The sequence below is a fragment of the Morganella morganii genome (assembly GCF_019243775.1).
In the GTDB taxonomy this organism is placed as follows: domain Bacteria; phylum Pseudomonadota; class Gammaproteobacteria; order Enterobacterales; family Enterobacteriaceae; genus Morganella; species Morganella morganii.
The window spans coordinates 3,204,095-3,220,929 of record NZ_CP069157.1 but is presented as its reverse complement, the minus strand read 5'-3'; the positions used below and the strand labels follow the sequence as shown (position 1 = coordinate 3,220,929).

General features: G+C 52.7%; 15 protein-coding genes, 3 tRNA genes and 2 pseudogenes. 10 read left to right on the top strand and 10 right to left on the bottom strand.

Annotation, left to right across the window (positions count from 1 at the left end; all coding sequences use genetic code 11):
- Nucleotides 1-6: 6 nt before the first annotated feature.
- A pseudogene (gene argA, locus JL661_RS15455) lies at nt 7-1,336 on the bottom strand (amino-acid N-acetyltransferase).
- Nucleotides 1,337-1,616: 280 nt separating this feature from the next.
- Here argA and amiC point away from each other — a divergent pair.
- Nucleotides 1,617-2,867 (top strand): N-acetylmuramoyl-L-alanine amidase AmiC, encoded by a 1,251-nt coding sequence (gene amiC / locus JL661_RS15450; RefSeq protein WP_004237199.1) that lies wholly within the window; start codon nt 1,617-1,619, stop codon nt 2,865-2,867.
- Between the two features lie 153 nt (nt 2,868-3,020).
- Here the strand turns inward: amiC and JL661_RS15445 are convergent.
- The 3 genes from JL661_RS15445 to JL661_RS15435 form a co-directional block, all read right to left on the bottom strand.
- Nucleotides 3,021-3,097, bottom strand: a tRNA-Met gene (locus JL661_RS15445).
- A gap of 26 nt (nt 3,098-3,123) precedes the next feature.
- Nucleotides 3,124-3,200, bottom strand: a tRNA-Met gene (locus JL661_RS15440).
- A gap of 58 nt (nt 3,201-3,258) precedes the next feature.
- Nucleotides 3,259-3,335: transfer RNA gene (locus JL661_RS15435), tRNA-Met, on the bottom strand.
- A 229-nt stretch (nt 3,336-3,564) separates the two neighbouring features.
- Between JL661_RS15435 and mltA the strand changes: the two genes are divergently transcribed.
- Together mltA and tcdA are read left to right on the top strand one after the other, a co-directional pair.
- Nucleotides 3,565-4,662, top strand: a complete 1,098-nt coding sequence (gene mltA / locus JL661_RS15430; protein ID WP_004242199.1) for a murein transglycosylase A — start codon at nt 3,565-3,567, stop codon at nt 4,660-4,662.
- A gap of 88 nt (nt 4,663-4,750) precedes the next feature.
- Nucleotides 4,751-5,569, top strand: a complete 819-nt coding sequence (gene tcdA / locus JL661_RS15425; RefSeq protein ID WP_081113484.1) for a tRNA cyclic N6-threonylcarbamoyladenosine(37) synthase TcdA — start codon at nt 4,751-4,753, stop codon at nt 5,567-5,569.
- Between the two features lie 5 nt (nt 5,570-5,574).
- Here tcdA and csdE read toward each other — a convergent pair whose 3' ends face one another.
- Together csdE and csdA are read right to left on the bottom strand one after the other, a co-directional pair.
- Nucleotides 5,575-6,021, bottom strand: a complete 447-nt coding sequence (gene csdE, locus JL661_RS15420; protein WP_032098731.1) for a cysteine desulfurase sulfur acceptor subunit CsdE — start codon at nt 6,019-6,021, stop codon at nt 5,575-5,577.
- Between the two features lie 9 nt (nt 6,022-6,030).
- The gene (gene csdA, locus JL661_RS15415; RefSeq protein WP_062773216.1) at nt 6,031-7,242 is read right to left on the bottom strand and encodes a cysteine desulfurase CsdA; all 1,212 of its coding nucleotides are present in this window, start codon (nt 7,240-7,242) and stop codon (nt 6,031-6,033) included.
- A gap of 511 nt (nt 7,243-7,753) precedes the next feature.
- Between csdA and JL661_RS15410 the strand changes: the two genes are divergently transcribed.
- The 3 genes and pseudogenes from JL661_RS15410 (at nt 7,754) to rlmM (ending at nt 10,193) form a co-directional block, all read left to right on the top strand.
- Complete coding sequence (locus JL661_RS15410) at nt 7,754-8,680, top strand: transcriptional regulator GcvA (protein ID WP_004242201.1); 927 nt, start codon at nt 7,754-7,756, stop codon at nt 8,678-8,680.
- A 26-nt stretch (nt 8,681-8,706) separates the two neighbouring features.
- A pseudogene (locus JL661_RS15405) lies at nt 8,707-9,103 on the top strand (DUF423 domain-containing protein).
- The gene (rlmM, locus tag JL661_RS15400) at nt 9,096-10,193 is read left to right on the top strand and encodes a 23S rRNA (cytidine(2498)-2'-O)-methyltransferase RlmM (protein ID WP_004237207.1); all 1,098 of its coding nucleotides are present in this window, start codon (nt 9,096-9,098) and stop codon (nt 10,191-10,193) included. The pseudogene JL661_RS15405 and the gene rlmM overlap by 8 nt, the downstream one beginning before the upstream one ends.
- A 38-nt stretch (nt 10,194-10,231) precedes the next feature.
- Here rlmM and JL661_RS15395 read toward each other — a convergent pair whose 3' ends face one another.
- From JL661_RS15395 to queF, 4 genes are all read right to left on the bottom strand, one after another.
- The gene (locus JL661_RS15395) at nt 10,232-10,927 is read right to left on the bottom strand and encodes a DUF3592 domain-containing protein (RefSeq protein WP_062773219.1); all 696 of its coding nucleotides are present in this window, start codon (nt 10,925-10,927) and stop codon (nt 10,232-10,234) included.
- Nucleotides 10,928-11,072: 145 nt separating this feature from the next.
- Nucleotides 11,073-11,840 carry a flap endonuclease Xni gene (xni, locus tag JL661_RS15390; RefSeq protein WP_062773222.1) on the bottom strand — a complete coding sequence of 256 codons (768 nt, stop codon included), beginning with the start codon at nt 11,838-11,840 and terminating at the stop codon, nt 11,073-11,075.
- 56 nt (nt 11,841-11,896) lie between these two features.
- On the bottom strand, nt 11,897-13,264 hold the full coding sequence (gene ppnN / locus JL661_RS15385) for a nucleotide 5'-monophosphate nucleosidase PpnN (protein WP_004237210.1): 1,368 nt from the start codon (nt 13,262-13,264) through the stop codon (nt 11,897-11,899).
- A 60-nt stretch (nt 13,265-13,324) separates the two neighbouring features.
- Nucleotides 13,325-14,176, bottom strand: a complete 852-nt coding sequence (queF, locus tag JL661_RS15380; protein WP_015422458.1) for an NADPH-dependent 7-cyano-7-deazaguanine reductase QueF — start codon at nt 14,174-14,176, stop codon at nt 13,325-13,327.
- Between the two features lie 108 nt (nt 14,177-14,284).
- On the opposite strand from queF, the gene syd reads away from it, so the two are divergent.
- The 4 genes from syd (at nt 14,285) to JL661_RS15360 (ending at nt 16,819) form a co-directional block, all read left to right on the top strand.
- The gene (gene syd / locus JL661_RS15375; protein WP_024474958.1) at nt 14,285-14,836 is read left to right on the top strand and encodes a SecY-interacting protein; all 552 of its coding nucleotides are present in this window, start codon (nt 14,285-14,287) and stop codon (nt 14,834-14,836) included.
- A gap of 413 nt (nt 14,837-15,249) precedes the next feature.
- Entirely contained in the window at nt 15,250-15,573 is a 324-nt protein-coding gene (locus JL661_RS15370; RefSeq protein WP_004242205.1) for a YqcC family protein, read from the top strand.
- Nucleotides 15,570-16,328, top strand: a complete 759-nt coding sequence (gene truC / locus JL661_RS15365) for a tRNA pseudouridine(65) synthase TruC (RefSeq protein ID WP_174525728.1) — start codon at nt 15,570-15,572, stop codon at nt 16,326-16,328. The genes JL661_RS15370 and truC overlap by 4 nt, the downstream gene beginning before the upstream one ends.
- 41 nt (nt 16,329-16,369) lie before the next feature.
- Nucleotides 16,370-16,819, top strand: coding sequence for a flavodoxin (locus JL661_RS15360; RefSeq protein ID WP_004237216.1), 450 nt, complete (start codon nt 16,370-16,372; stop codon nt 16,817-16,819).
- Nucleotides 16,820-16,835: the final 16 nt, after the last annotated feature.

The following is a 16,835-nucleotide window of genomic DNA, read 5'->3' as shown; positions in this document are numbered from 1 at the left end:
GGCGGATTACTGAAAACCGAGGATCAGGATTTTTGAGCGCCGCTGATAGTTATACAGCGCCTGTTTTTTGACCGGCAGGTTTTCAATTTCTGCCGGGACAAAGCCGCGCTCCTGAAACCAGTGAATGCTGCGGGTGGTGAGCACAAACAGCTTTTCCAGCCCGATCTGCTTTGCCTGCTGTGTGACCCGGTGCAGCAGTTCCTCGCCCCGTGCGGAGCTGCGGTAATCGGGATGCACCGCCACGCAGGCCATTTCACCGATTTTCTCTTCCGGATACGGATAGAGGGCGGCACAGGCAATCGTGGTGTTATCGCGTTCAATAATGGTGAATTTGTCGATTTCCATTTCCAGCTGTTCGCGGGAGCGGCGTACCAGAATACCCTGTTGTTCCAGCGGGCGGATAAGCTCGAGGATCCCGCCGATATCATTGATATTGGCGCGGCGTGTCTGTTCCGAGCTTTCCATCACAATCTGTGTCCCGATACCGTCGCGGGAGAAGAGTTCCTGGATAAGCGCACCGTCCTCCTGGTAACTGAGCAGATGGCTGCGTTTCACGCCCCGGCGGCAGGCTTTCACCGCGCCGCGCAGGAAACGGACGGTTCCGGAGTAGTAATCGCCGCTGCCTTCCAGCGCCTGCACATAGTGCTCTGCATCATTCGGGTGCATTTCGGAGATAATCCCGCCGTCATCCGCCACCACACCTTGCGCAGAGCAGAAACCGATCAGCTTTTCTGCTTTCAGTTTGACGGCAATCTGCGTGGCAATCTCCTCGGAGGTCAGATTAAAGCTTTCACCGGTGACAGAAACCGCCACCGGGCCAATCAGCACGATACCACCGTTATTGAGCTGGCGGTTGATGGCATCTTCATCGATCCGGCGGATACGCCCGCTGTGGCAGTAATCAATGCCGTCATCCACCCCCAGCGGCTGGGCTATCACAAAGTTTCCGCTCACCACATTGATATGCGCGCCCTGCAGCGGTGTGTTGCTCAGACACATCGACAGACGGGCGGTGATATCGAGCTGTAACTGTCCTGCTGCCTGCTTGACCAGCTCGAGAGTGCGCGCATCTGTCACTCGGGTATTTTTGTGATAAACCGGCTCGCACTGATGGGCCAGCAGATTTTTTTTCAATTTGCGGACGAGCGCCGTACACCACAATCAGGCGGATGCCGAGGCTGTGCAGTAAGCCGATATCATTAACAATACCGGGAAAATTTTCATGCTCGATAGCTTCGCCGCCCAGCATCACCACAAATGTTTTGCCATGGTGAGCATTAATATAAGGAACCGACTGACGGAATCCGTCCACCAGTTCGATACTGCGCTCTTTCATAACACCCCTCGCAAGTGAATTTTTATTCGTAATTTATGTATTTTTATTCTTTTTGCAAAGGAATAGCAAGCGTAAATTTTGGTCGCAGGTTAAGATTTCGCCGGGTTTTATGCCGCGTTATCGCCATATAAGCCAAAAATGCATAATGACAGGGCGCAAATGATTAGATAAAGTGCCGTTTAAATTATTTACGGAATAAATTGTTCTGCTTCTTTATTTTCCGGTTTTCATAACCCGCACCGGTTATTGTTGATTTGATTTACGCTATGGATATTTTTTCATGAGTCATTCTGAACATGATGCGTCACGTCGTCTGTTACTGAAAGGAGCTGCGGCGTTTTGTCTGCTGAGTATCAGCCCGTTCGGCTTTGCGGCGTCGTCACAGATTGTGGCGGTGCGTATCTGGCCGGCATCCAGTTATACCCGTGTGACTATTGAGTCGGATCATCCGCTGAAATATAAGCAGTTTTCACTGCAAAACCCGGAACGTATCGTTGTTGATCTGAAAAATGTGCACCTCAACAGTGTGCTGAAAGGGATGGACAAGCAGGTGCAGGATCGCGATCCGCATCTGAAGCTGATCCGTGTCGGTCAGAATGATCCGCAGACTGTCCGCCTGGTGTTTGAAGTGAAACAGGCGATGAGCCCGCAGGTGCTGGAACTGACCCCGGTCGCTGAGTTTAAAAACCGTCTGGTGCTTGATTTTTATCCGAAAAATGGTGCTGCGACAGAAGACGATCCGTTGCTGGCACTGCTGGAAGATTACAACCGCGGTGATCTCGAAGAAAGCCTGCCGCGTGAAACGCCGAAACCGGGTAAAGCCGGTCAGGACAGGCCGATTGTTATTATGATTGACCCGGGCCACGGCGGGGAAGACCCCGGTGCTATCGGGAAATACAAAACCCGCGAAAAAGATGTGGTGCTGCAGATTGCCCGCCGCCTGAAGTCGCTTATCGATCGCGAGCCGGGTATGCGTGCCTATATGACGCGCAACGAGGATGTGTTTATCCCGCTGTCGGTGCGCGTGGCGAAGGCCCGTAAAATGCGGGCGGATCTGTTTGTCTCAATCCATGCGGATGCCTTTACCAACCGCTCTGCCAGAGGTTCGTCGGTCTTTGCGCTTTCGACGCGCGGGGCAACCAGTAATACCGCAAAATATCTGGCTCAGACCCAGAACGATGCGGATAAAATCGGGGGCGTCAGCAAAAGCGGCGACAAATACCTCGACCAGACCATGTTTGATATGGTGCAGAGTGCGAGTATCAAAGACAGCCTTAAATTCGGTTCAGAAGTGCTGAAACGGATGGGAAATGTCAACAAACTGCATAAGCGCACGGTTGATCAGGCAGGGTTTGCGGTGCTGAAAGCACCGGATATTCCGTCGATTCTGGTGGAAACGGCGTTTATCAGTAACCTTGAGGAAGAGCGTCTGCTGAAAACGGCCAAATTCCAGCAGGAGATGGCAAATTCTATTTTCCTGGGGATTAAGGCGTATTTTGCCAACGGCGGGGCTGTCGCACGACGCAACTGAAAATACGGTTTATCACAGAAATTGTGCATCACAAGGATGTGGTGTGAAACGGACAGATACAGTACAGACATAGTTATGCACTGAAAAAAATCGTTTTCAGGAATGAATTTTGTGTGTTTTCAGGAAAAGTTGACAGAGAATTTGTCAGAAGAGTGGTTGCGGGGGCCGGATTTGAACCGACGACCTTCGGGTTATGAGCCCGACGAGCTACCAGGCTGCTCCACCCCGCGTCCGAATTTGTTAATGATATGAAAGTTGGTTGCGGGAGCCGGATTTGAACCGACGACCTTCGGGTTATGAGCCCGACGAGCTACCAGGCTGCTCCATCCCGCGTCCGAATATCATTAACTGAGCATATCACATTGTATTCACAGACAGCGCACTTCAAAATTGGTTGCGGGAGCCGGATTTGAACCGACGACCTTCGGGTTATGAGCCCGACGAGCTACCAGGCTGCTCCATCCCGCGTCTGTGAGGCGCTTACTATACTCAGGATGAGAGCTGATGCAAGTTTTTTCTTGATAAAAAGCTATGCTACCCCCTGATTTGGTTAATTATCCGGCTTATTGCGTGTTTTTTATTCATTTGACCGGATGATTGTTCAGCAGCAAAAATTAAAGCGGTTGCATAATAAAAGCGATTTGATATCGTTCGCATACATATTGCATTAATTCAAATTATTGGTTGGCGGATGGGTATGAGCAAAACCGGCAGGTATTTGTTGTGCGGCGTATTATTTTCTTTATTGGTTGGCTGCGAATCGCGCCCGACAGACAAAGGTCAGCAGTATAAAGACGGGCATCTGACACAGAATTTACAGGAAGTGGCGAACGTCAACAGTCCCGGTGTGCCGGTCAACGGCCCGGACTTTCTGAAACAGGTGGAAGCCATCCGGACAACCTCGCCACGCCTGTACAATCAGTACAGCGAGAACTTCCGTGCGGTTGAAAACTGGCTGCGCTCCGGTGCGGATACCGCACAGTTGCGGCAGTTCAACCTGCACAGCTATCAGATGGAAGGCAAAGATAACTACGGAAACGTGCAGTTTACCGGCTATTACACCCCGGTCGTTCAGGCCCGTCATACCCGTCAGGGGGAGTTTCAGTATCCTATCTACCGCATGCCGCCGAAAAAAGGCAGCCGTCTGCCGAGCCGGGCCCAGATTTATAACGGCGCGCTGAGTGATAACTATGTCCTCGCCTACAGCAACTCACTGATGGATAATTTCCTGATGGATGTTCAGGGCAGTGCTTATATTGATTTCGGTGATGGTTCTGAGCTGAACTTTTTCGCGTATGCCGGGAAGAACGGGCACGGTTATACCAGTATCGGGCGTGTTCTGATCGATCGCGGCGAGGTGGAGAAGAAAGATATGTCGATGCTGGCGATCCGCCAGTGGGCCGATAATCACTCTCCGCAGGAAGTGCAGGAATTACTGGAGCAAAACGCCTCTTTTGTCTTCTTCACACCGAAGCAGTTTGCACCGGTGAAAGGGGCGAGCGCGGTACCGCTGATTGCCAAAGCCTCTGTGGCCTCGGATAAAACACTGATCCCGCCGGGTACCACGCTGCTCGCGGAAGTCCCGGTACTGGATAATCAGGGCAATTTTACCGGCCGTTATGATATGCGCCTGATGATCGCGCTGGATGTCGGCGGGGCTATCAAGGGGCATCACTTCGATATTTACCACGGTATCGGCCACGATGCCGGGCTGATGGCTGGTTTCTACAATCACTACGGCCGCGTCTGGGTACTGAAAAAAGGGATCCCGCCGATCCTGAATCCGGCGCTGTAGTCTTCCTTTTGTGCGGTGTATACTTCACTACGATGTATGCACCGGCATCAATTCCTTCTTTTTCCGTGACTGACACCGCAGGTTCCCGATGATACAAACTTCTTTATCTGATGCGTATTTACAGCGCTTCGCCGGTATTGGCCGTCTTTATGGTCAGCAGGCACTCCGTTTATTTGCCCGGTCCCGTTTCTGTGTTGTCGGCATCGGTGGTGTCGGCTCGTGGGCTGCGGAAGCACTGGCGCGTACCGGAATCGGTGCCATTACACTGATTGATATGGATGATGTGTGCATAACCAATACCAACCGGCAGATCCACGCCATGCAGGGAACCGTCGGGCAACCGAAAATTGAGGTGATGAGGGAGCGGATCCTGGCTATCAACCCGGAATGTGAGGTGCATTGTACGGATGATTTTGTCACGCCGGATAATGTCGCAGACATGATGAGCCCGGGGTTTGATTATGTGATTGATGCTATCGACAGCGTCCGCCCGAAAGCGGCGTTGCTGGCTTACTGCCGCCGCAATAAAATTCCGCTGGTCACCACCGGCGGCGCGGGCGGGCAGATCGATCCGACACAGATTCAGGTCGCGGATCTGGCGAAAACCTTGCAGGATCCGCTGGCGGCGAAACTGCGTGAACGCCTGAAATCAGATTATGGTGTGCGTAAAAACGGCAAAGGGCGGCTCGGGATTGATTGTGTTTTCTCGACAGAGCCACTGCGTTATCCGCAGGCGGACGGTAGCGCGGCCTGCGGTATGAAAAACAGTGCGGAAGGGAGTATGCGTATGGACTGTGCCGCCGGATTCGGTGCCGCCACCGTGGTTACGGCATCCTTCGGGTTTGTGGCGGTCTCTCATGCACTGAAAAAACTGGTGGCAAAAGCGGAGCGTGCTGCGGCGGAATAAGCCTTTCAGGCGCTGAACCGCTGTGCAATGGCGCGGGCGGCATCAATCAGTGCCTGAATCCCGTTTTGTCTGGACTGGCTGAGCTGCGCACTCAGTCCGTACTGTTCATACGCTGCGGATAAATCCGCGGATAACAGAGCAGCCGGTGTCAGACCTTCCGCTTCGGTCAGCAGTACTGCCAGCAGACCTTTAACAATCCGCCCGTCACTGTCCCCCCAAAAATGCAGCGTACCGTCACTGCTGAGTGTGCCATCCAGCCAGACGCGGTTTTCACAGCCTTTAATTTCTGTCTCTTCACCTTTGCTTTCCGGCGGCAGTGCCGGTAACTGACGTGCCAGCATCACCAGCTGACGGTATTTTTCCTCCCATGAGCGGCAGGCGGAAAAGGTTTCCGTGAGCTGCTCACGGCGGATAGAGTGGCCGAACGGGTGTGCCGGGAATGTGTGTGTCATTTTTTTCTCTCAGTCGTCAGCCAGAATTTCAAGAGCAAATTGTACCGCCTGCACCAGCTGACGGACATCATCCGGCTGATTATACGGCATAAAGGAGACCCGCAGACAGCCTTCCGTGCCCAGCGCCTGACACAGCGGCTGCGCACAGTGCTGCCCGTGGCGCAGGGCGATATTTTTTTCCGCCAGCAGCGTGGCGATATCACTGTGATGAATACCATCGATATTAAAGGCCAGCAGCGGGCTGCCGGGGCTGCGGTAACTGCGGAAACCGGGGAGTGCCGCGAGCTGCTGTTCTGCACTGTCACACAGTGCAATGGTGTAATCGTGGGCGGCGGTGAGATCGATTGTATCCAGCCAGCGCAGGGTTTCCCCGAACGCAGTAACACCGGCCACATTAGGTGTTCCTGCTTCAAAACGGGCGGGAACCGGAGCCGGGGTGAAGCTGAAAAAGTCGGTATCCGTCAGCATTTTACCGCCGCCCTGCCACGGCTGCATATCACTGAGCAGCTCCGGACGGCCGTACAGCACACCCAGCCCGTTCGGGCCATAGAGTTTGTGGGCGGAAAACGCATAGAAATCAACATCACTGAGAGTAACATTCAGCGGACGGTGAACCACACCCTGAGCACCGTCAGCGACAATCAGTGCGCCGTGCTGATGTGCCAGCTGTGCCGCGCGGGCAATATCCGGCTGGCAGCCGGTGACATTGGACATCTGTGTGACCGCCACCAGCCGGGTGCGCGGTGACAGCAGGTGTTCCAACTGATCGCAGCACAGTGTTTTGTCCGCTGTCAGCGGCCATTTCACCAGGGTTGCTCCGGTCTGCTGTGCCAGCATGATCCACGGGATCAGGTTGGAATGGTGTTCCAGCTCACTGACAATGATTTCATCCCCCGGCTGCAGACGCGGGCGGAAAAAGCCCTGAGCGACCAGGTTCAGGGATTCGGTGGTGCCTTTTGTCCAGATACAGCTGCGGGCATCTTCAGCCTGAATCAGCTGCCGCACAGCGTCACGCGCCTGCTCAAACTGTTCAGTGACGGCTCTGGCCTGCCGGTGATGGCTGCGGTGAACGGTCGCGCCGCTGTCATGCTGATAATAGCGGGCGGTGGCCTGTGTCATCACCTCCGGTTTAAGGGCGGTGGCGGCGCTGTCGAGAAAAACAGTGTCACCGGCAGTCCCGGGAAAGGCGCGGCGGAATGTATCGGGAGAAAAGGTTTTCATCAGTGTTATCAACGGCAGTCTGAGATAAACAGAGCTTATGCAAAAAGTGCGGTATCCGGTACATCAGAGGCGGGAGCCCGGTGGTGACCGGCCGGATCGCGGCGGTAGCACCGTCAGCGACGGTTTACTATAATCAACATCGTGGCGGCTTTCCAGACGGGGGAAACGTATCTGCGGACGGAAGGCAAAAAAAAAGCACCGCAATCGGCGGTGCATTCAAAAAATCACTATGGACAGACAGGGTAAATGTACAGGAAGTGAAAAAAACAGTAGCTTAAGCTACTATGTCCGGAACTCCCGGACAACTTGCAAACACAACATCACAACCACATAGCCAAAAGTTTTGCAGTATCGCTACCGTTCAACTTTTCGTTCCGGCTTAGGAAGTGGGCATACTATAGGTATTTGCTGGTGTATCATCAAGGGACAATTTATAATGCTTCGGATTACAAAAACTAATCCCGACTAAACTTACGTTACCGGTATCCGGATCTGACAGAAAAACCAGAAAATGTCCAAACGATTGCCTCCGCTGAATGCTTTGCGTGTCTTCGATGCTGCCGCCCGCCATTTAAGTTTTACTAAGGCGGCGGAAGAGCTTTTTGTGACTCAGGCCGCAGTGAGCCATCAGATGAAAAGCCTGGAAGATTTCCTCGGGCTGAAATTATTCCGCCGCCGGAACCGTTCGTTGTTGCTGACGGAAGAGGGGCAGAGTTATTATCTCGATATTAAGGAAATCTTCTCAGCGATAAACGACGCCACACGCAAACTCCAGGCACGCAGTGCCAAAGGGGCGCTGACAGTCAGTCTGTCACCGAGTTTCGCGATCCAGTGGCTGGTGCCGCGTCTGTCCGGCTTTCATCAGGCCTATCCGGGCATTGATGTGCGGATCCAGGCGGTTGACCGCGAAGAAGATAAACTGGCCGATGATGTGGATGTGGCGATTTTTTACGGCAGGGGTAACTGGCCGGGTCTGCGTACAGACCGGCTGTATGCGGAATATCTGATCCCGGTGTGCGCGCCGTCACTGATGACCGGTGAACGGCCGCTCAAAACGCTGACCGATTTGTCGTATCATACACTTCTGCATGATTCATCCCGCCGTGACTGGCAGGCGTATATCCGTCAGGCGGATTTGCAGCAGCAGGTTAATGTGCAGCACGGGCCGATTTTCAGCCACAGTGCGATGGTGATTCAGGCCGCAGTGCACGGGCAGGGCGTGGCACTGGTCAATAATGTTATGGCAAAAAATGAACTGGATGCCGGTCGCCTGGTGTGCCCGTTTAAAGATATTCTGGTCAGTAAGAATGCGTTTTATCTGGTGTGTCAGGACAGTCAGGCTGATTCCGGTAAAATCGCAGCATTCCGTCAGTGGATTATGGCGCAGGCGGCGAGTGAACAGGAAAAACTAGGTTGGATGACAAGTGAGCAGGATTAACCTGAACTTCACATAAGGTATGGCAAATGAATAGTCGGTTGATGTTAATTTTTGCCGGTTTCAGCGGCTTTTTTTTATGTTGCATTCGGCGCAATCGGATCGCACCTTTTAACACCGGTTCTGGCAAAGCACCAGATGGACTGGATTAATCTGGGTCTCCAGTACCAGATCTCACATACACTCGCCCTGATGGGGCTGGCCGCTGTGCTGATGCGCAAAGTGGTATTGTGGTTTTACTGGAGCGGACTGTTTTTCGGGATCGGCATTCTGCTGTTTTCCGGCAGCCTGTATTGTATGGCGCTGTTACAGATGAAATATTTTGCCTATTTTACGCCGGTTGGCGGGGTAAGTTTCCTGTTAGGCTGGTTTTGTGTATTGATTGGCGCGCTGCGTCTAAGGAAAGTGGCTTCCGGCCATGAATAAAATAGCATTATATTGCCGTCCGGGTTTTGAAAAAGAGTGTGCAGCTGAGATCACGGATAAAGCCGGGCGTCTTGAGATTTTTGGTTTCCCGCGGGTGAAAGAGAACAGCGGTTATGTCATTTTTGAATGCTATCAGCCGGATGATGCCGATCGCATTGCAAAAGAGATCCCGTTTAAAGAACTGATTTTTGCCCGTCAGATGATAGTTGTCGGTGAACTGCTGAAAAACTTACCCGAAAATGACCGGATTTCGCCGATCATGGGGATGCTGACCGGCGTGGTGGAGCGTGCGGGTGATCTGCGCGTCGAAGTGCCTGACACCAACGAAGCCAAAGAGCTGATGAAGTTCTGCCGTAAATTCACGGTACCGCTGCGTTCGGCACTGCGTCAGGAAAAACTGCTGCTGGCAAAAGAGAACCGGGGCCGTCCGGTCATTCACGTTTTCTTTATCGCGCCGGGCTGTTGCTATGTCGGTTATTCTTACTCGAATAATAACTCTGCGTTCTACATGGGGATCCCGCGTCTGAAGTTCCCGTCAGATGCACCGAGCCGCTCCACCCTCAAGCTGGAAGAAGCATTTCATATGTTTATTCCGTACGACGAATGGGAAGAGCGTCTGGAAGGCGGATTACAGGCGGTGGACCTGGGGGCATGCCCGGGCGGCTGGACGTATCAGCTGGTGAAACACAGTATGCGTGTTCAGGCCGTGGATAACGGCCCGATGGCTGAAAGCCTGATGGAAACCGGTCAGGTGCGCCATCTCCGTGAGGATGGCTTTAAGTTCGTGCCGACATCCAAAAATATTACCTGGCTGGTCTGCGATATGGTGGAAAAACCGGCGAAAGTGGCCGCGCTGATGACCACCTGGATGGTTAACGGCTGGTGCCGCGAGACGATTTTCAACCTCAAACTGCCGATGAAAAAGCGCTATGAAGAGGTATCTCATATCCTCGAAAAAATGGCTGCTGAAATGAAAGAGCAGGGCGTGAATGCGCTGATCCACGCGAAACATCTGTATCATGACCGTGAGGAAATTACGGTGCATGTCCAGCGGGTGTGGGGTGCATATAACCCGGATCGGGTCTTCTGATGAAAAATCCCGGCAATGATTGCCGGATTTTTTTTGTATCACTTCACTTTCGGCAGGAAAGAGATATCCATGTAGTATTTATCAGGATTTTTCGTGTCCACATAAACGGTGACAAACTCCTGATTAATAAACGGTGACGGGTCAAACGCAATATTGTGGCTGTAATACAGTTTCACCGTGTTTGCCGCAGTGTCATGCATTTGTGCCACAATCTGAAACGGGCTGCGGCCGTTGATATTGATCGTGGTATTCAGGATCACTTCACTGAACCGGGCTTTGACCGGCATTCCTTCCCGCAGCAGGCGCTGACCGGATTTACTCCGCAGATACATGATAATCAGCGGCAGCGTACCGACCAGTGCAAATACCGCACCCATTCCGAGAAGAATCACGGCTCCTCCGTACAGACCGCCGAAAGAGTGGATAACCGCGTTATCCGGGTTGCCCGGCTGGTAAATAACATCAATATCGTCACCCGGTGCATTGTGGTAACCGCTGCTGCAATAAGAGGACTCCATGACATACTCTTCCTGCCCGTCAGTGTATTTCACCACAGGACAATAAGTAGTACCGTCATCAGAGCGATGAACAGACAGATCGATAATTTGTCCGGTGACCACTATTCCGCTTTTTTCCTGTGAATAACCGGAAAGGTAAAAGTAACTGCCGCCCATCAGCATCAGCAAACCAATAACAGCAAAAAACCCTAAAATAATGCGTGCTTTCGTAAACATAAGCCATCCGCTAGCTGGTTAATATATTAATAAAACCGAGTGTAGGGGATGTCCGCCGGTTTATCTAACGATTTTAACTTAAGCTAAATTTGACCGGGATTATTCCGAACGAAGCTGAGTAAACACAGGCACTCCGTTGTCTGGTTTAAGAGCTGCTGTTTCCCGCTGGTAAGCGCAACTGGCTGAGATTGCCCTGTAAATGCAGATCCCGTTTCAGGGTGGCGACGTCACGACAGCTGTAAGCCATGGCTTTTCCGTCGATCAGTTTCTGGCGCCATTTCTCCGGTACCCGGTCAATGTGGCTGTAAAGTGAATCCAGGTCAGCAAAGGTGCTGAGCAGTGTGGCCGCTGCTTTCGGGCCGATACCGGTGATGCCGGGGATTTTACTGCTGCTGATTCCGCTTAAGCCCCAGAAGTCCGGCAGTTGCTGTGCGGTAACACCAAATTCGGCGGCAATAAACGGCATATCGAGCCAGCGTTTCTGAAAATAGTCGCGGATCTGAATCTGCGGGGAGAGCAGCTGGCAATAGCCTTTGTCGGTGGAGACAATCGTCACTCTGTGTCCCGCCTGACCGACTTTGTGCGCCAGTGTGGCGGCGAGATCATCCGCCTCATCCCCTTCGGAATGCCATGCCCGGATGCCGTGACGGGCAAACATTTCCCGCAGCAGCGGCAGTTCCTGCCGGACAACCTCCGGCATCTCACTGCGTCCCGCTTTGTAACCCGGCAGCAGTTGATGACGCCAGCTGTGACTGCGGTCGTCCTCATCAAAGACGGTGACCGCGTGTGTCGGTTGTGCATGATTCAGGATCTGCATCAGGGCTTGCTCACAGACCAGCAGGCCGGACTGGCTCTGCACGGCGTAGATCCGGCGGATCAGATTCATTGCATCGATAATCAGTAAATGGATCATAGTCGCTATATATAATTTCCCCGCCGGCGGCGGGGAAACAGTTCAGATAAAAAGTATCAGCGGATGATTTCGTAGCATGGCTCGTAAGCCGTGCCACCCGGTAATTTCATCCGGTGCTGTTCAACAAATCCGCGCAGCATGACATCCATCCGCTGCATAATGGCTTCCTCGCCGTGGATTTTGAACGGCCCGTGCTGTGCGATGGCCTGCATACCGTTTTCTTTCACGTTACCGGCGACAATACCGGAGAACGCACGGCGCAGATCTGCCGCCAGTTTTTCCGGCTCCTGATTGCGGTACAGGTTCAGTGCAGCCATATTTTCATGTGTCGGCTCAAACGGATGCTGCAGATCACCGGCAATTTTAATCGACCAGTTGAAGCTGTAAGCGTCCCCGGTGCTGCGGCGGTTATCTTTCACTTCCGGCATGGCGCGTTTCATCACGCGGGCAACTTCCACCGGATCATCAATAATGATCTGATAATGGCGGGTGGCTTCTTCGCCCAGGGTGTTGATCACGAAGTCATTGAGCACACGGAAATAGTCGGCGCTCTCTTTCGGCCCGGTCAGTACCAGCGGCAGTACCTGATCTTTGTTTTCCGGATGCATCAGGATCCCCAGCAGGTAGAGCAGTTCTTCAGCCGTACCGACCCCGCCCGGGAAGATGATGATCCCGTGTGCCAGACGGACAAAACTCTCCAGCCGTTTTTCGATATCCGGCATGATGATAAGTTCGTTTACCAGCGGGTTAGGCGGCTCGGCAGCAATAATGGACGGCTCGGTCAGGCCGATAAAACGGCTGTTTTTGTAACCCTGCTGGGCATGGCCGACAGCCGCGCCTTTCATCGGCGCTTCCATGGCGCCCGGTCCGCAGCCGGTACAGATATTCAGCTCGCGCAACCCCAGCTCGTTCCCGACTTTACGTCCGTACAGGTATTCGGTTTCATTGATGGAGTGACCGCCCCAGCAGACAATCATATTCGGATCTTCATCAATATGCAGGGCGCGGGCGTTACGCAGGATAAAGAAAATCAGGTTGGTGATATGTGCGCTGTTGTCCAGATTCAGGCCGCGGCAGCGCTCGGCATCGGTGATCTGGGTTTGGACGAACAGAATATCGCGCAGCACGGCAAACAGGTTAGCCTGGAGTGAACGGATAATTTTGCCGTCAACAAACGCATTCTGCGGCGGGTTCACCAGTTCGAGTTTTACCCCGCGCTCACGGCGCAGCACGTTAATATCAAAATCCGGGAAACGGGACAGTAATTCATGACTGTTATCCATCTGGCTGCCGGAATTCAGCACCGCCAGCGAACAGTTGCGGTACAGACGGTACAGGTGACTGCTTGCTGTCCGTTTCAGAACATCAACTTCAAGCTGGGAAAGCAGATCCATAGAGCCTAACGGGCTGATATGTGTGATCAAGTAAAACTCCTTGTTATCCCGTGGATAAATTGTAGTCGTACAGGTTGCGCGCTGTCTGCCTTACTGACGGGCAAGACGGTCCGCAGACGGTGTAAAGTCCGTATTGGTGCGCCACGGATTGATATCCAGCCCGCCGCGCCGTGTATAACGGGCATAGACAGTCAGGGCAACCGGGCGGCAGTGTGTGTTCAGATCGGTAAAAATCCGCTCAACGCACTGCTCATGAAACTCGTTATGGTTGCGGAATGACACCAGATACCGCAGCAGTTTCTCACGATCAATTTTGGGGCCGCGATACTGTATGGCGACGGAGCCCCAGTCAGGCTGCTGTGTAATCAGGCAGTTTGATTTTAGCAGGTGGCTGACTAACGTTTCTTCAACGACATCGTCATTTTCATTGACGGCATCAATAAGATAATCACTGCTGAACTGATAATCAGTAATCGTAATATCCTGATAATCGATACACTCGCCGGTAAAATCAATGATTTTTTGTCCGGTGAACTGATCCGGGCGCAGCAACTCCACTGTCACCTTTCCCTGTGCACAGGCGCTTAAATCCTGCTCCAGTGTGCGGCGGACATCATCCGCAGAGGCAAATACCGTCTGGTTAAAGCTGTTGAGATAGAGCTTGAAGCTCTTGGATTCAATCAGATTCAGCCCGGCGGCATCGAGGGAAACATAGCCGAGCGCAATGCAGGGCACGCCGTTCGGCTGCAACCAGGAAAGCTCATAGAGTGTCCACAGATCCGCACCGCGAAAAGGCAGATTATCCGCATGCAGATGCAGGGCATCCCGGTTGAGGCTGCGCGGTACACCCTGTAACAGAGCGGGATTGTAATGCTGCTCATAACCGGTTTTTTTACCGAGCGTCAGTGACGCCAGTTCTGCCTTTCCTTCATACAGAGACATAAATAACCCTTTTACCTCAGGTGAAAAATAGTACCGCCTGTCGCCAATACAGTCTGTCATACGTTACTATAGCGGCATGATACTTTTATGTTTAACAGGTTTTGCGATATGACCCGCACAGTTTCTCAGGCGTTACATCAGTTTACCCGGCATTATGTCGGTTTATGGCAGGAAAAAACAGGTTTACCGCCGATCAGTCACGATCTTTATGGTATTCCTTCCCCGTGTATTATCCGCACCGGTGATGAGTGTGTGTACTGGGAACCGGCGGAATTCACCGCAGACAAGCATTTGCAGCCGGTTGAGAAAGCGCTGGATATTCAGCTGCACCCGGATATCAGTGAATTCTACACGCAGCAGTTTGCGGGGGATATGCAGGCTGTTTTTGAGGATATTCAGCTCAGTCTGGTGCAGGTCTGGAGTGAGGATGATTTTATCCGCTTACAGGAAAACCTGATTGGTCATCTGGTCACGCAGCGCCGTCTGAAACTGCCGCCGACACAGTTTATCGCCACACTGGAATCAGAATTTGACATGATTTCTGTCTGTAACCTGAACGGTGAAGTGATCCTCGAAACGTTCGGTACCACAAAGCGCCGGGTGCTGGCGGCGGATACGGCATCATTTCTGTCACAGCTGACGGCGGTATGCACAGCATAAATATCACTGACAGCGGTGTGGGATTTTACCGGTGATGGCTGTAATACGGTCTGCCGTAAAATCATGGTTTACTGAAAATAAGCAGTAAATTCATTGAATTAATATTCCTGTACTACCGTGATTTCCCGCCGGTATTATTGCCTGTCACGCAGTGCTGCGGCATGCTGTCTGTGCCCATAAGGAAGTGGACGGAAATACACGGATGTATTTTCAGCAGAGACAGGATGTTATTTTATTAGAAACGAGGGGGATTTTTCCCCCTCGTTTTTAATCCCCCCGCTAATCCCCGTTATGCCTTTTTATGTCTTCCGGACAGGAATTGATTTTTACTTATCTGACCTCAATGTTACGCTACAGATATCAGCGGCATTGGCTGCGGAAAATGAATTTTACAGCGTAAACAGGTTTCAGTTATGACAAAACATCAGCAGATTACTGCGATCCTGACGGACATCGAGAACGAGATGCGCGCCGTCGATCTGTGGCAGGGGCAGCCTCCGGCAGCAGAAGCATTTGAAAGCGAACTGCCGTTTGCGGTGGATACCATGAATGCCCATGAGTGGTTACAGTGGATCCTTATCCCGCGCCTGTATGCCATGATTGAACAGGGCGCGGCACTGCCGTCCGCCTTTCAGATAGCCCCGTATTTTGAAGAGCACTACAGAGGGGACGAACAGGCTGCACGCTATCTGGTGCTGCTTGACCATTTACGGGCGCTGGACGGGCTTTTCGCGTGACACAACCATTGCAGGACACACCATTACCGGAAAAAACATTACTGGAAATCTGTTATCAGGATGAACATATCGTCGCGGTGAATAAACCCGCCGGATGGCTGGTACACCGCAGCTGGCTTGACCGTCATGAAACAGTGTTTGTGATGCAGACACTGCGCGACCAGATAGGCCAGCATGTTTTTCCGGTTCACCGTCTCGACAGACCGACTTCCGGCGTGCTGCTGATGGGGCTGTCATCAGAGGTGGCGCGCCTGCTGTCACAGCAGCTTGAACGGCATGAAATGCAGAAAACCTATCATGCGGTGGTGCGCGGCTGGATAGAGGAAACGGCGACGCTGGATTACCCGCTGGTGGAAGAGCTGGATAAAATCGCTGATAAATTTGCGGCGGAAAAACCGGCGCAACCGGCGGTGACACACTACCGCCCGCTGGCGAAAGTGGAGTGTCCGGTGGCTATCGGGCGTTACCCGACATCCCGTTTTACCCTGACGGAACTGAAACCGGAAACCGGACGTAAACACCAGCTGCGCCGCCATATGCAGCATCTGCGGCATCCGATTATCGGTGATACCGCACACGGCGATCTGCGTCAGAACCGGGGATTCACAGAACATTTCGGCAGCCGCCGGCTGATGCTGCATGCATCGGAACTGGTACTGACACACCCGGTCAGCGGAGAGTCGCTGGTGCTGCATGCCGGTTTCGATGAAACCTGGCAGCGGGTGGCAGAACAGCTTGGCTGGACATTACCCTGATTTATTAATAATTTGATTTTACTGATGAAAAAGGACGGATAATGGCACGTATCGGTATTTTTATCGGCACAGTTTACGGCAATTCGCTGGCTGTGGGTGAAGAGGCACAGACCATTCTGGAGCAGGCCGGTCATGAAGTGGTGTTATTTGATGAACCGGAACTGTCACAGTGGAAAGATTACCTTACGGATGTGGCACTGGTGATCACCTCCACCACCGGACAGGGCGATCTGCCGGATAATATCCGCGAACTGTTTGCGGGTCTGCGGGATGACATCGGTTATCAGCCGTCACTGCGCTACGGTATTATCGCGCTGGGCGACAGCAGTTATGATAATTTTGCCGGTGGCGGCCATCAGTTCAATGAGTTACTGCAGGAACAGCATGCGCAGCGCATCGGCGAGATGCTGGTGATTGACGGCGCGGAAGTCGCTGCACCGGAAGAGTTTGCACAGCCGTGGCTGAAAACCTGGGCGGCACTGGTCAGCTGATCACGGAAAACAACGC

Excerpts from the sequence above, each read along its gene's own strand:
- amiC (WP_004237199.1), top strand. The coding sequence starts at position 1,617 with ATGAGTCATTCTGAACATGATGCGTCACGTCGTCTGTTACTGAAAGGA.
- mltA (WP_004242199.1), top strand. The coding sequence starts at position 3,565 with ATGAGCAAAACCGGCAGGTATTTGTTGTGCGGCGTATTATTTTCTTTA.
- tcdA (WP_081113484.1), top strand. The coding sequence starts at position 4,751 with ATGATACAAACTTCTTTATCTGATGCGTATTTACAGCGCTTCGCCGGT.
- csdE (WP_032098731.1), bottom strand. The coding sequence starts at position 6,021 with ATGACACACACATTCCCGGCACACCCGTTCGGCCACTCTATCCGCCGT.
- csdA (WP_062773216.1), bottom strand. The coding sequence starts at position 7,242 with ATGAAAACCTTTTCTCCCGATACATTCCGCCGCGCCTTTCCCGGGACT.
- JL661_RS15410 (WP_004242201.1), top strand. The coding sequence starts at position 7,754 with ATGTCCAAACGATTGCCTCCGCTGAATGCTTTGCGTGTCTTCGATGCT.
- rlmM (WP_004237207.1), top strand. The coding sequence starts at position 9,096 with ATGAATAAAATAGCATTATATTGCCGTCCGGGTTTTGAAAAAGAGTGT.
- JL661_RS15395 (WP_062773219.1), bottom strand. The coding sequence starts at position 10,927 with ATGTTTACGAAAGCACGCATTATTTTAGGGTTTTTTGCTGTTATTGGT.
- xni (WP_062773222.1), bottom strand. The coding sequence starts at position 11,840 with ATGATCCATTTACTGATTATCGATGCAATGAATCTGATCCGCCGGATC.
- queF (WP_015422458.1), bottom strand. The coding sequence starts at position 14,176 with ATGTCTCTGTATGAAGGAAAGGCAGAACTGGCGTCACTGACGCTCGGT.
- syd (WP_024474958.1), top strand. The coding sequence starts at position 14,285 with ATGACCCGCACAGTTTCTCAGGCGTTACATCAGTTTACCCGGCATTAT.
- JL661_RS15370 (WP_004242205.1), top strand. The coding sequence starts at position 15,250 with ATGACAAAACATCAGCAGATTACTGCGATCCTGACGGACATCGAGAAC.
- JL661_RS15360 (WP_004237216.1), top strand. The coding sequence starts at position 16,370 with ATGGCACGTATCGGTATTTTTATCGGCACAGTTTACGGCAATTCGCTG.